Below are 13,543 nucleotides of genomic sequence, written 5' to 3' on the forward strand. Positions count from 1 at the left end.
GCCCGGGCCTCCGTTCCACCGGGAGCCCGACCAGCTCTCCCGTATCTTGCGCCGAGTTCACGCCCTGCTGCATGGCCCTTCCGACCGGTACGATCCTCGACCTGCGCGTCGGCGAGCGAGCGCTCGTGGGGATGATGTTCGCGTACAACGTCGCGCTCCTCGTCACGCTCTACCTGCTCAAGCCGGCGCGCGACAGCCTCTTCCTGATCGAGGTGGGGGCGGCGAACCTCCCGCTGGTCTTCCTGGCGACGGCGGCGGCCGTCGTGCCGGTGACGGTGCTCTACGGGCGGATCGGGCGGCGGGTCAAGCTCTCCCGCCTCGTCAACGCGACGACGATTGTCCTCATCCTGTCGCTCGTCGCGATGCGGGCGGCGGTGGCATTGGAGGCAACGTGGGCTTATGTCCTGCTCTACGTCTGGGTCTCGATCTACAGCGTCCTCGCCACCTCGCAGTACTGGCTCCTGGCCGGCGCCGTCTTCGACCCGGCGCAGGCCAAGCGGATCTTCGCGCTCCTATCGTTCGGGGCGATCCTCGGGGCGATCCTCGGCGGCGAGTTGACGGGCTACCTCGTCGAAGAGGTCGAGATGCGGACGCGCGACCTGCTGTGGGTAGCGGTCGGCGTGCTGACCGTGACCGCGGTCCTCATCAACCTGATCCGCTGGCGCGCCACTGACGGGCGGGCCGGCCGGCCGGAGGGACTGCGCCGCAACGACGGCCCGGCCCGGAGCGGCCCCGTGCTCGGCCTCCTCCGGGAGTCGCGCCACCTCCAGCTTATTACCGCCGTCATCGCACTGGCCGTCCTGACGACGGCGCTCGTGGACTTCCAGTTCAAGACGGTCTCGTCGGAGGCCTTCCCGATCCGGAGCGACCTGACCTCGTTCCTCGGGCGCTTCTACGCCCGCGTGAGCATCATCGCGCTCGCGCTCCAGTTCTTCGTCGCGCCGCGCATCATCCGCGTTCAGGGCGTCGGCGGCGCGCTCCTCGTTCTCCCCGTCGCCCTCGCCGCCGGGTCGGTGGCGATGTTCGTCGTGCCCGGGCTCATCGCCGGGGTGGTGCTGCGCGGGGCCGAGCAGAGCCTTAAGCACTCCATCGACCGGACCGGGCGCGAGCTGCTCTTCCTGCCGGTCCCGCTCGCCGTGAAGAAGCAGACGAAGGTGTTCATCGACGTGTTCGTGGACCAGGGGATGCAGGGGCTAGCCGGGCTGCTGCTGCTGGCGGCGCTCGCCGTCGGCGTCTCTATCCAGGGTCTCAGCCTGGTGGTGTTGGCCCTCCTCGGCGTGTGGATTGGACTCGCCGTGTGGGCGCGGCGGTCCTACGTCCAGGCCTTCCGCGAAACCCTCCCGCGCGAGAGCGAGCCGCCGCCCGAGCTGGTGCCGGCACCGACCGAGGACGTGCCGACGCTCATCGGGTCGCTGTCATCGGACAACACCGAGGAGGTGCTCGACACCCTCGAAACGCTCGACGCCATCGACGCGGAGCTTCCGGTGGAGCGGGCCTGCGCGCTCCTCGACCACCGCTCGGCGCGCGTGCGGCGGCGCGTGATCGCGCTCCTGGCCAAGCAGGGCGAGGACGGCTTCGCCGACGTCATCGCGACCTACCTCACCGACCGCGACGCCGAGGTCCGGCTCGAGGCGGCGCGCTTCCTCTACCAGACTCTCGGGAGCACGCACCACCTCCTGCTCCAGCGCGGCCTGGAGCATCCCGACGTGCGCATCCGTGCTGCCGCGATTGGCGTCATCGCCGAGTCGGGCACGGAGAAGGAACAGGCGCTCATCACCGACGAGATGGTGCGTGGCCTGCTCGACCACACCGGCGCGGCGCGCGTCGAGACGAGCATCGAGGCCATCAAGGCGATGGGCGCGCTCGACCGGCCGGCGTTCCACGACGTGATCCGCGACCTCCTCGACCGCTCGCAGCCGCAGGTCGTCCGGGCGGCGATCCAGGCGGCGGGCAAGACCGGGCACCGGATCTTCGTCGGCAAGCTGCTCCGGCTCCTCGGCGTGCGAGCCTACGAGAAGGCTGCCCGCGAGGCCCTCGTCGCCTTCGGCGAGCGCATCTTCGGCACGCTCTACGACTACCTCACCGACGACGACGTGGCCGAGCCGGTCCGCCGCAACATCCCCCGCATCCTGTCGGAGCTTCCGACGCAGTCGGCGGTCGACCTGATGCTGCTGAGCCTGGAGCGGCTGCGCGCGCCGCTGCTCTACGACGTGGTCAAGGCCCTCAACAAGATCCGGGCGAGCAATCCCGGCCTCCGCTTCAACGAGGCCGCCATCGACGTGGCCGCCCTCGGCGAGATCCGGGCGCTGGCGACGGTGCAGGCCGCACTCTTCCGTCACGGTCAGGCGGAGGACGACTACGTCCAGTCGCCCGGGGCGCGGCTCGTGCGCGAGGCGCTGCGCCACGAGCGCGAGCAGAGCCTGGAGCGCGTCGCCCGCATGCTCGGGCTCCGCTACCCCTCGACCGACATGCACGCCGCCTACCTCGGCCTGACCGAGGACGAGGAGCTGCGCGCCTCCGCCGCCGAGTTCCTCGACAGCGTGCTCGACTGGGACCTCAAGCGCTTCCTCGTCCCGCTCCTCGACGAGGCCCCGGACCAGGGCGACGTGCGCGTGGCCGAGGAGATGGCCGAGCAGCCGTTCCCGACCTGGCAGAGCGCGCTGCGCGACCTGCTGATGGTCCGCCACCCGCGCCCCCTCGCCTGCGCCCTCGACGCAGCACGCCAGGCGCACCCGGACGCGCTCCCCGACGACCTCGCCGAGATCGCCCACGCCGCCTGCACCCCGGACCCGTCCGACGACCCGCCCGAGATGCACGGCGAGGCCCCGGCTCCGTTTCGGCCCTCGGCTTCCGGCGACGGCGCGGCGGTGGAGTCGGAAACAGGGAACGCCGGGCAGGGTTAGGACCGAAAGAACGGAGGAAGGGAAGAGCGGAAGATTTCAGCCTGCACCGCTAAGCCCTTCCTCCCCGCTTCTGCTCTTCCCCGCTTCCGCTCCTGAACCATGCCCCTCTGCCTCGCCATCGACGTGCCGCTCGGCGCGGGGTCTGGCTCGCTGACGCTCCTCGTCGTCTACATCACCCTCGCCATCGGGGTGTCGTTTCTGTGCTCGATCATGGAGGCGGTGCTGCTGAGCGTGACGCCAGCCTACGTCGGGGCGCTGGAAGCGGAGAAGCCGCAGACGGCGGCGCGGCTCAAGGCGCTCAAAGACGACGTCGACCGGCCGCTCGCAGCCATCCTCACGCTCAACACCGTCGCCCACACAATCGGCGCGGCCGGGGCCGGGGCCGAGGCGGCGGCCTACTTCGGGAGCGCCTATGTCGGCGTCTTCTCGGCCGTCCTCACCCTCGGCATCCTTGTGCTCTCGGAGATCATCCCGAAGACGCTCGGCGCGGTCTACTGGCGCGGGCTGGCCGGGCCGGTGGCGCGCCTGCTCAGGCTGATGATCGTCGCGCTCTACCCGCTCGTCTGGCTCTCGCAGGTGCTGACCAAGCTGATCGCACGCGGCGAGAAGGAGGCCCCTGTGAGCCGCGCCGAACTCGCCGCCCTCGCCACGATCGGGGCGGAGGAGGGCATCTTCGAGGAGCAGGAGGCCGGCATCCTCCAGAGCCTCCTCCGCTTCAACGAACTGTCGGCCCGCGACGTGATGACGCCGCGCACCGTAGTGGTCGCCGTGCAGGAGGACACACCGGTCAGCGCCATCCCCGAGCACGACATGCGCTTCTCGCGCCTCCCGGTCTACACCGACAACCTCGACCACATCACCGGCTTCGTCCGCCGGGCCGACGTGCTGAAGGAGATCGCTGAGGATCGCCCGGCGACGCCCGCCGGGGCGATCCAGCGCGACATCCTAGCCGTCCCCGACGGCGTCCCGCTCCCCCGCCTGTTCGAGCGCCTGCTGGAGCGCCGCGAGCACATCGCCCTCGTCGTCGGGGAGTACGGCGGGACGCAGGGGCTCGCCACGATGGAGGACGTGATCGAAACGCTCTTGGGGCTCGAGATCGTGGACGAGGTGGACACGGAGCACGACATGCAGGTTCTCGCCCGCGAGCGCTGGACCGAGCGCGCCCGCACCCTCGGCCTGCTCGACGACCTCCCCGGGGCCGAGGTTGCCGAGACGATGAAGGAGCGCGACGCCGGCATCAAGCTCGGCCTCACCGGCGGCGCACCGCCTGCCACGACGGGGGTCTCCGGCACGCCGAAAACGGACGGCAGAGCGTAGGTCGCGTCAGCAGGTCAGTCGGGACAGGCTGGCTGGATTTCCCTTGCCCGGCACCGGTTCATCGCTGCGCGACCAGCGGCGGGCCGGTTTCACCTCCCTAGGGCGCTTGAGAGTGCTGTTGCCAGCGCGAAGAACAGCATGAAGGCTCCGGCAGAGACGAGGCCTGTCAACACGTACCTCCTGGCCCCGGCCTCCTCTGTTCTGAAGAGGTGAACGTTGAGATACGCAGCGCCACCTCCAATGGCCCCGCCTAGCAAGCCTCCGACAAACACGAGCAGCCCCGGGAGTGCGCACCACGCATACTCGTACCACGCGAGGGGCGAGGCTGTCTCGATGGTTCGCTCATTGACAGTGAAGGTAGGAGACGGGTCGAGTAGACGGGTGCGCATCCGGACCCGGTGTGCTGTTCCGTTGGCGTCGACGACTTCGGTTTCGCCTTGCTTCAGCTTCACGCGCTCCCCGTCAACGAAGAGGTGGGTGCCGCTCCAAACGCTTGAGCCGTAGGAGAGCCGTCGTCCTTTTATTTCGGGGGCTTCGAGTTCGTGATCCATTTTAGTGATTGAGCGGGAATAGGAAGCTGGCTGAGAGTGCCTCTAGCCCAGGGTCCGGCGCGAGGGCATCGAGCGGTGCGGCCTGTTGCCCTCGGGGTGTGTTTTCTTCTCGTCCATAGGGTGTCCGCTGGGTAAGTTGCAGGTGGGCAATACTCTGGAAAGATAGGTACTCTCGTTTCCGCAGTCCGTACCTTTGCGGTTCACTCCAGCCGCCCGCTCATGCGCCGCCTCGAAGACTTTCCCGACGCCGACCTCCGCATCTTCGACCGGCCGGGCGTGCCGCCGCTGGACGCCATCGAGTCGGTCTACCTCGTCGGCATCTGCGGCAAGGGGATGGGGGCGCTCGCGGAGCTTCTGACCGAGGCGGGCTACGCCGTGCGCGGCTCGGACGAGGCGGCCTACCCGCCGATGAGCACGCGCCTCGCCGGCCTCGGCATCGCCATCGACGAGGGCTACGACCCGGCCCACCTGGACCCGGCCCCGGACGTGGTCGTAATTGGCAACGCCTCGGTGCCGACCCACCCGGAGGCGACCTACGCCCGCGAGCATGGCCTCGTCCAACTGTCGCTGCCCGAGGCGCTCGCCTACTTCTTCCTCCACGGCCGCCGCAGCCTCGTCGTCGCCGGGACGCACGGCAAGACGACGACCGCCGGCATGATGGCGCACGTCTTCCGCCACGCCGGCCTCGACCCCGGCTTCTTCATCGGCGGCGTGATGACAAACTACGGCGCGACCTGCGCCGCCGGCACGGGCGCGCACTTCATCGTAGAGGGCGACGAGTACGACTCGGCCTATTTCGACAAGCGGCCTAAGTTCATGCACTACCGGCCGGCGAGCGCGATCGTCACCTCGATGGAGTTCGACCACGCCGACATCTACGCCGACTGGGACGAGTACCGCGACGCCTTCCGGGCCTTCGTCGGGCTCCTGCCCGAGGACGGCCTCCTTGTGCTCAACGGCGACGACGACGAGGTCCGCGCCCTCGCCGACCACACGGCGGCACGGGTCCAGTTCTTCGGCCTCCAGGACTACGACGACCACGTCACGGCCTCCGACATCCGGCCGGTCGACGGCGGGCAGCGCTTCCGGCTCGTCCTCAAGCCCTTCCCCGTCGCCGACGGCGGGGAGCCGCTGACGGAGATTTTCCTCCCGATGAGCGGGTGGGTCAACCGCTTCGACGCGCTCGGCGTCTGCGCCGTGGCGCTCGACGAGGGCCTGACGCCCGAGGAGATCGTCACCGCGTTCGCGTCGTTCGAGGGGATGAAGCGGCGGCAGGAGATTCTGGGCGAGGTGGGCGGCGTGACCGTCGTGGACGACTTCGCCCACCACCCGACGGCAGTCGGCGCGACCGTCCACGCCGTGCAGGAGCGCTGGCCGAGCCGCCGGACGGTCGCCGTCTTCGAGCCGCGCTCCAACTCCAGCCGGCGCAAGATTTTCGAGGCCCCCTACGCCGAGGCTCTCGCCGAAGCCGACGCCGTCTTCCTCAGCGCGCCCCCGCTCCGCCACAACGACGACCCGGCGCACTTCATCGACGTGGACGCTGTCGTCGAGCAGATCGGCAGCCAGGGCGTCCCGGCCACGGCCTGCGCCGACGCCGACGCGCTCCTCCCGCACCTCCTCAGCGAACTCCGGCCCGGCGACGTGGCCCTCGTGATGAGCAACGGCTCGTTCGGCGGGCTGAACCAGAAGCTGCTGGCCGCCCTCCGCGAGCGCGAGACCGTCGAGGGGTGAGGGTGCGCCTACGGCGCGGAATGGGTAGAATGGGTGGAACGGGAAGAATGAGCGTCGACACAGAGCGCGGCGGCCTCGGTAACTTTCTAGGCTTTTCTTGACTCCTCCCACTCCTCCCACTCCTCCCATCCTCTCCACGCCGAAACGCACCCTCAACGACGCGCGCGGCCGGACCGTCACGCTCGGCACCCTGCCGCGCCGGATCGTATCGCTCGTCCCGAGCCAGACGGAACTCCTGGCCGACCTCGGCCTCGACGACGAGGTGGTCGGGCTGACGCGGTTCTGCGTCCACCCGGCGGGGTGGAAAAAGCGGAAGCAGATCGTCGGCGGGACGAAGAACGTGAACGCGGAGCGGGTGGCGGCGCTGGAGCCTGACCTTGTCCTGGCCAACCTCGAAGAGAACGTCCGCGAGCAGGTCGAAGCCCTCGACGAGCTAGCCCCTGTCTTCGTGACGGACCCGGCAACGGTGGAGGGCGCGCTCGGGATGATCCGCACGGTCGGTGCTCTCGTCGGGCGGAGCGACCGTGCCGAGGCGCTGGCGGACGCCGTCGCGCGCGGCTTCGACGGCCTCGCCGCGCAGCCGCCGGTGCAGGCAGCCTACCTCATCTGGCGCACTCCCTGGATGACGGTCGGCGGCGACACGTTCGTCCACGACGTGCTGCGCCGGGCCTCGCTCGTCAACGTCTTCGGCGAGCAGACGCGCTACCCGGAGGTCACTCTCGACGCCATCGCAGCGGCCGAGCCGGAGGTCGTGCTGCTGTCGTCGGAGCCGTTTCCGTTCCGCGAGAAGCACCTCGCCGAGGTCGGGGCCGCGGTGCCGGGCGCGGCGGTGCACCTCGTGGACGGCGAGCTGTTCTCGTGGTACGGCAGCCGGATGCGCTTGATGCCGCCGTATCTCGCCGCCCTGCGCGGGCGGCTGGGCGCGTAGCCTGTTCGACGGGGATATGAACCAGGCCAGGGCGTAGCATGCTACGCCCCTACGGGCGGGCGTGGAGAGCGGCCGGGGCGCTATCTTCTCCGTCTCTCGGCCGCTCTTCCGTTCCCTCGCTCCTGACCATGCGACGTGTCATCTTCAACCAGAAAGGCGGCGTCGGCAAGTCCAGCATCGCCGTCAACCTCGCGGCGCTGAGCGCGCGGCGCGGCCGGAGCACGCTCCTCCTCGACCTCGACGCGCAGGGCAACGCGACCCAGTACCTCCTCGGCGACGCGCAGCCCGAGACGACCGTCGCGGGGTTCTTCGAGCAGTTCCTCTCGTTCCACCTGACGGAGTCCAGGCTCGGCGAGTTCGTGCTCCACACGCCGTACGACAACCTCGATCTCGTCGCGGCGTCGCCTGCGCTGACGGACCTCCAGAGCCGCCTGGAGGCCAAGCACAAGATCAACAAGCTCCGCGACGGCCTCGGCGCGCTCGGTGCCTACGACGCCGTCTTCATCGACACGCCGCCCGCGTTCAACTTCTACACGCTCTCGGCTCTCATCGCGGCTGACACCTGCGTGATCCCGTTCGACTGCGACAGCTTCGCGCGCGAGGCGCTCTACCACCTCCTCAACAACGTCGCCGAGGTCAAGGCCGATCATAACCCGGCACTGAGGGTCGAGGGCATCATCGTCAACCAGTTCCAGAAGCAGGCCAAGCTGCCGCGCCGGATCGTGGACGAACTCAAGGCCGAGGACCTGCCGCTCTTCGAGACGCTGCTCCCGGCGTCGGTGAAGATGCGCGAGTCGCACGAGGCCGAGACCCCGCTCGTCCACTTCGCGCCGAAGCACCCGCTGTCGAAGGCATTCGTGGCGCTCTACGACGAACTCGTCACCGCCTAGCGATGGCCGTCTTCGCCGATCTCGTGGTGCTGGAACTGGCGAGCGTCCTCGCCGGCCCGAGCGTCGGGCAGTTCTTCGCCGAACTGGGCGCGGCCGTGATCAAGGTCGAGAACCCGGCCACGGGCGGCGACGTGACGCGCCGCTGGACGCTCCCGACCGAAGACGCAGCGGCCGAGCGGTCGGCCTACTTCGCCGCCGCCAACTGGGGCAAGCAGTCGGTGGCGATCGACCTGCGGCGGGCCGAGGGGCAGCGGCTCCTGCGCGACCTCGCGGCGCAGGCCGACATCGTCGTGAGTTCGTACAAGCCGGGCGACGCGGCCAAGCTCGGGGCCGACTTCGAGACGCTCGCAGCGGCCAACCCGCGCCTGCTCTACGCCGAAGTCGTAGGCTATCCGCAGGGATCACCCGGCAGCGACCGAGCCGGGTACGACGCCGTCGTGCAGGCCGAGAGCGGGTTCACGTTCATGAACGGTGAGGCCGGCGGGCCGCCCGTCAAGATGCCGGTCGCGCTCGTCGACGTCCTCGCGGCGCACCAACTCAAAGAGGCGCTCCTCGTCGGTCTCCTCGAGCGCGAGCGGACGGGACGAGGCGGCCGCTTCACGGTCTCGCTGTTCGAATCTGCCGTCGCCTCCCTCGCGAACCAGGCGACGAACTGGCTCACGGGCGGGCACGCGCCGCAGCGCATGGGCTCGGCGCACCCCAACATCGCGCCCTACGGGACGGTCTTCCAGACGGCGAACGGCGAGGGCGTCGTGCTGGCCATCGGGACGGACCGGCAGTTCGCGGCGCTCGGGGAGGTGCTGGAGATGGACGCGATTGCCGGAGCGCCCCGCTTCGCCACCAACGCCCAGCGCGTGCGGAACCGGCCCTTCCTAGACCTCCTCCTCGCCGAGCGCATCGCGGCGTGGGACCGCGACCGGCTCCTCGCCGCCCTCGCCGAGCGGCACGTCCCGGCGGGCGCGGTCAACGACCTGCCGGCCGTGTTCGAGCAGCCCGCCGCGCAGGCGCTCGTGGTGCGCGACGAGGCGCTTGCGGGCGTGCGGCACGTCGCGTTCCAGCCGGGTAGCGGGATCGCAGAGACGCTCACCCCGCCGCCGCGCTACGCTGCCGACACCCGGACGGTGCTCGCCGAGCGGCTCGGGACCGACGAGGAGACCGTCGAGCGCCTGCGACGGGCTGGCGTGGTCGAGGTGCGCGAGACTTAGCGTAGCCACTCCATCGCCGATAGCCGGAGGACGATCCGTACCGTCCCAGGAGGCTGCCCGCTTTGGTCTACATCGTCTACGTCAGTTCCGCGACCCACCCCTTCAGCGACCACGACCTCGACCGCCTCGTCCGCGTCAGCCGACGGAACAACGAGGCGGCAGGCATCACCGGGATGCTGCTCCACCGGGACGGCCATTTCATCCAGACCCTGGAAGGTCCGCCGAGCGCCGTGTACCGGGCCTACGCCCGCATCCGCCGCGACCCGCGCCACCGGCGCCTCATCCGGCTCGTCGACCGCCCGACCTCGGTGCGCCAGTTCGCCGGGCAGGCGATGGGCTTCTGCAACACCGACAAGCTCCCGGCCGTGGACCGCCGCGCGCTCAACGTCTTCCTGTCCGAGCCGTCGGTCCCGAGCGCCGCCGACGCGCGCGGCGGGCTGGTCTACAAGCTGCTCCTGGACTTCCGGGACTCGTTCGCTGCCTGAGGGGAATTGGATGAGGATTAGGACTTGCTAGTTCTCGGCAAAATGCGTTGTTTAGGGACCCACCTCTCCCTTCTCGCTGCGCCATGCCCGACTCCTCGCTCCACCCCCAGCATCTCCATACCCTCGTCCTGCTGCACCTCTCGGTGGCCTACGGGGCCGACGACGACTTCGACCCCGCAGAGCGCTATGTGGTCGTCGACCTGGTCCAGCGGTGGCTCCCCTACCTCACCGTGGACACCGTCGAGTCGGTGGTGGATACGGCGTTCAAGGCTGCGAGGAGCGGGATGGTGGGCACGCCCGAGGCCCTGGCGGCGGCGCTAGGCGACGCGCTCACGCCGGACCTCCAGCGCCGCGTGCTCGCCGACCTCGGCCACGTCGCCCGCGCCGACGGCTCGCTGAGCGTGAGCGAGGCCGACGTGATCAGCCGCATCCGCCGCGCGTGGGCGTGAGGGTTGGGGATGCGCCTGCGGCGCGCTCATGAAAGGCGTGGGAGGAATGGGCGGATGGGCGGATGGGCGGATGGGCGGATGGGCGAAGATCGCTGGCGCAGCGCGCGACGGCCTCGGTAGTTTTCGTGGTTTTGCTTGACTCCCACACTCCCACTCCTCCCACTCACCCCCCCGCGGCCTCGATGAACATCGGCGCGCCGGGGCCGAGCGGGAGGCCGAAGACGAGCCAGACGGCGAGGAGCACCATCCAGATCGCCAGGAAGACGAACGTGTAGGGCAGCATGGTTGCCACGACGGTCCCAATCCCAGCCTTCTTGTCGTAGCGCTCGACGAAGGCGATGATGAGGGCGAAGTAGCTCATCATCGGCGAGATGATGTTGGTCGTCGAGTCGCCGATGCGGTAGGCCGTCTGCACGAGTTCGGGCGAGTAGCCGAGGATCATGAACATCGGGATGAAGACCGGGGCCATGATGGCCCACTTGGCCGAGGCGCTGCCCATCGCGAGGTTGATGACGGCCGAGAGCAGGATGAACGCCATCATCAGCGGGATCGGGCCGAGGTTGAGCGCCTCCAGGCCCGCCGCGCCGTTGATGGCGAAGATCAGCCCGAGGTTGGTCCACTTGAAGTACGCCACGAACTGCGCCGCGAAGAACACGAGCACCATGTAGATCCCGAGCGTCGACATCGCGTCGCCCATCCCGTTCATCACGTCGGCGTCGCTCTTGAGCGTCTTGGCCGCTAGCCCGTAGGCGATGCCCGCCACGCTCGCGGTGATGAAGATGACGGCCACGATCCCCTGCATGAACGGCGAGCGGAGGACGCCGCCCGTCTCGGGGTCGCGCAGGAAGCCGCCCTCCGGGATCAGCCCCCACAGCGCAAGCGCCGTCAGCACGACGATGGAGCCGAGCGCCCACCACAGGCCGCGCTTCTCGTCAGCCGTGAGGTCGTGGATCTCTTCGGCCTCCACCTCGCCCTTGAACGTACCCAGGCGCGGCTCGACGATCTTCTCCGTCACCCACGTCCCGGCCGCGGCGATGAAGAAGGTCGAGATGAACATGAAGTAGTAGTTCGCCGCTGGGTTGACGAGGTACTCGGGGTCGATGATGCGGGCGGCTTCTTCGGAGAGGCCGGCCAGGAGCGGGTCGATCGTGCCGAGCAGTAGGTTGGCCGAGTAGCCGCCCGAGACGCCCGCGAAGGCCGCCGCGAGGCCCGCAATCGGGTGGCGCCCGACGGCGAGGAAGATGATCGCGGACAGCGGGACGAGGAGCACGTAGCCGACCTCGCTCGCCGTGTTCGAGAGGATGCCGGCGAACACGATCACGAACGTCAAGAGCCGCGGCGGCGCGCTCAGCACGAGGAGCCGGATGCTCGTCCCGATCAGCCCGCTCCGCTCCGCCACCCCGATGCCGAGCAGCGCCACGAGCACCGTCCCGAGCGGCGCGAACCCGGTGAAGTTGTCGATCATCTCGGTCAGGATCAGGTGCAGCCCCTCGGTCGAGACGAGGTTGACCGGGCGGATGACCTCGCCCGTGCGCGGCATGACGGCCTCGATGTCGAGCAGGCTGAAGACCCACGAGAAGACGATCACGAGGCCGGCGAAGAGCGCGAAGAGCGTCGCCGGGTGCGGCAGCGCGTTCCCGAGGCGCTCGACCACGCCGAGGAAGCGGGCGAAGCCTTTCGGCTGGGTCTGGGTGGGCGTTTCCATCAGGACGCGAGGGCTAGGGCACGGTCAGAAGCCCGGAAGGTAGCACTGGGAGGGTGCGCCTGCGGCGCGGAGTGGGAGGAACGGGGAGAACGGGCGGATGGGCGGATGGGCGGATGGGCGGATGGGCGGATGGGCGGATGGGCGGATGGGCGAAGATCGCTGGCGCAGCGCGCGACGGCCTCGGTAGTTTTCGTGGTTTTGCTTGACTCCCACACTCCCACACTCCCACACTCCCACACTCCCACACTCCCACACTCCCACACTCCCACACTCCCACACTCCCACACTCCCACACTCCCGCACTCACCCAGGAACGGCGACGAAGGCTAGAATCGTCTCCGGGTGCTTGTCGGTGGCGAGGAGGAAGCCGAGGTCGCCGAGCCGGGCGAGGCCTTCCCAGTTGCGCGCCGCGCCGTCGAGAAGCCGGAGCTGGACCGGCGGGCGCGCCGTCCGCACGATCCGGTCGCCGGCGACGCGGAACTCGACGAGCCGCTCGACGGTCGCCTGCCGCTGGTGCGTCGTCCCAGTTCCGAACCGCATCGCCAGCGAGTCAGGGCCGGGACGGAGCGTGGCGCGGTCGCCGGGATAGAAATAGTTGATGGCCCAGAAGCGCCCCTCGGCGTCGAGTGTCGTGGCGTCGGTGAGGCGGTACTCGAGCGTCGGCACGCCGAGCGAGTCGCGGAGGCCAAGCGCGGCGTCGAAGAGGTAGGCCTCGGGCACCGCGTTGACGGCGGCACCGTTGGCCTCCTGGAGCGCGACGATCCCGCGCGGCGTCGCGAGCAGCGTCTCGTAGCTCAGGTTGGCGACCCGCGCCTGCACCGGCAGCGCGACGAGCGACGGCGCGTTGAGCCGGACGCCGCCGAGCCGACCGTCCGGCGTGCGCTGCGCCGTGCCTTCAACGAGGTAGCCCTGCATGGCCTCGCTCTTGGCAGACTCGATGGCGAGGTAGACCCGGTCGCCGCGGAAGGCAATCGCCTCGTAGCCCTCGTAGCCCTCGGCCTGTCCGGCCACGCCCGCCGTCTCGAACGGGACGAGCCGGGGCCGGAGCACGCCCCGGTAGCGTCGCTCGACGAATGCGACGAGGTCGGCCCGCGCCAGCACGCAGAGCGCGCCGGTCCGTCGCCCTTCACCCTCGGCGTCGAGCGTGTCCGACGCCGCCGAGAGGCGGCCGGGGTACTGCGGCAGGAGGACGAGATCGTCGCCGAACCAGGCGAGGCCGGAGAGTTCGGCGAGGGGTGCGGCGCAGGGGCCGGCGAGCGGGAGGCGCTGCACTTCGGCCTCGGCCGGTGCGGCCGGCGGCGGGTCGGCGCTGCGGCAGGCGGCGAGGGCGAGAAGAAAAACGAGAAGCAGGCGCATCGGCGTGGGCATGAGAAGCGGAA

Annotated in this window: 11 protein-coding genes; 8 read left to right on the forward strand and 3 right to left on the reverse strand. The window is 69.8% G+C overall.

Annotated elements, in window-relative coordinates:
* Window positions 1-71: 71 nt before the first annotated feature.
* Window positions 72-2,903 (forward strand): Npt1/Npt2 family nucleotide transporter, encoded by a 2,832-nt coding sequence (locus tag AAGI91_01200; GenBank protein ID MEM1041223.1) that lies wholly within the window; start codon window positions 72-74, stop codon window positions 2,901-2,903.
* A gap of 99 nt (window positions 2,904-3,002) precedes the next feature.
* On the forward strand, window positions 3,003-4,220 hold the full coding sequence (locus tag AAGI91_01205; protein MEM1041224.1) for a hemolysin family protein: 1,218 nt from the start codon (window positions 3,003-3,005) through the stop codon (window positions 4,218-4,220).
* A gap of 89 nt (window positions 4,221-4,309) precedes the next feature.
* On the opposite strand, the gene AAGI91_01210 is transcribed toward AAGI91_01205, so the two are convergent.
* The gene (locus AAGI91_01210) at window positions 4,310-4,771 is read right to left on the reverse strand and encodes a hypothetical protein (GenBank protein ID MEM1041225.1); all 462 of its coding nucleotides are present in this window, start codon (window positions 4,769-4,771) and stop codon (window positions 4,310-4,312) included.
* Window positions 4,772-4,990: 219 nt separating this feature from the next.
* Between AAGI91_01210 and murC the strand changes: the two genes are divergently transcribed.
* From murC to AAGI91_01240, 6 genes are all read left to right on the forward strand, one after another.
* Window positions 4,991-6,502: a UDP-N-acetylmuramate--L-alanine ligase gene (murC, locus tag AAGI91_01215; protein ID MEM1041226.1), complete on the forward strand. Its 1,512-nt coding sequence runs from the start codon at window positions 4,991-4,993 to the stop codon at window positions 6,500-6,502.
* A 97-nt stretch (window positions 6,503-6,599) separates the two neighbouring features.
* Window positions 6,600-7,430, forward strand: coding sequence for a helical backbone metal receptor (locus tag AAGI91_01220; GenBank protein MEM1041227.1), 831 nt, complete (start codon window positions 6,600-6,602; stop codon window positions 7,428-7,430).
* 128 nt (window positions 7,431-7,558) lie between these two features.
* The gene (locus AAGI91_01225) at window positions 7,559-8,320 is read left to right on the forward strand and encodes a ParA family protein (protein MEM1041228.1); all 762 of its coding nucleotides are present in this window, start codon (window positions 7,559-7,561) and stop codon (window positions 8,318-8,320) included.
* A 2-nt stretch (window positions 8,321-8,322) separates the two neighbouring features.
* Window positions 8,323-9,525 carry a CaiB/BaiF CoA-transferase family protein gene (locus AAGI91_01230; protein MEM1041229.1) on the forward strand — a complete coding sequence of 401 codons (1,203 nt, stop codon included), beginning with the start codon at window positions 8,323-8,325 and terminating at the stop codon, window positions 9,523-9,525.
* Window positions 9,526-9,587: 62 nt separating this feature from the next.
* Window positions 9,588-10,010: a BLUF domain-containing protein gene (locus AAGI91_01235; GenBank protein ID MEM1041230.1), complete on the forward strand. Its 423-nt coding sequence runs from the start codon at window positions 9,588-9,590 to the stop codon at window positions 10,008-10,010.
* A gap of 83 nt (window positions 10,011-10,093) precedes the next feature.
* Entirely contained in the window at window positions 10,094-10,459 is a 366-nt protein-coding gene (locus AAGI91_01240) for a TerB family tellurite resistance protein (protein MEM1041231.1), read from the forward strand.
* Between the two features lie 163 nt (window positions 10,460-10,622).
* On the opposite strand, the gene AAGI91_01245 is transcribed toward AAGI91_01240, so the two are convergent.
* Window positions 10,623-12,164, reverse strand: a complete 1,542-nt coding sequence (locus AAGI91_01245; GenBank protein ID MEM1041232.1) for an AbgT family transporter — start codon at window positions 12,162-12,164, stop codon at window positions 10,623-10,625.
* Window positions 12,165-12,467: 303 nt separating this feature from the next.
* Complete coding sequence (locus AAGI91_01250; GenBank protein MEM1041233.1) at window positions 12,468-13,520, reverse strand: hypothetical protein; 1,053 nt, start codon at window positions 13,518-13,520, stop codon at window positions 12,468-12,470.
* Between the last annotated feature and the right edge of the window lie 23 nt (window positions 13,521-13,543).

Source organism: Bacteroidota bacterium, assembly GCA_038746285.1.
Classification (GTDB): Bacteria; Bacteroidota; Rhodothermia; order Rhodothermales; family JANQRZ01; genus JANQRZ01.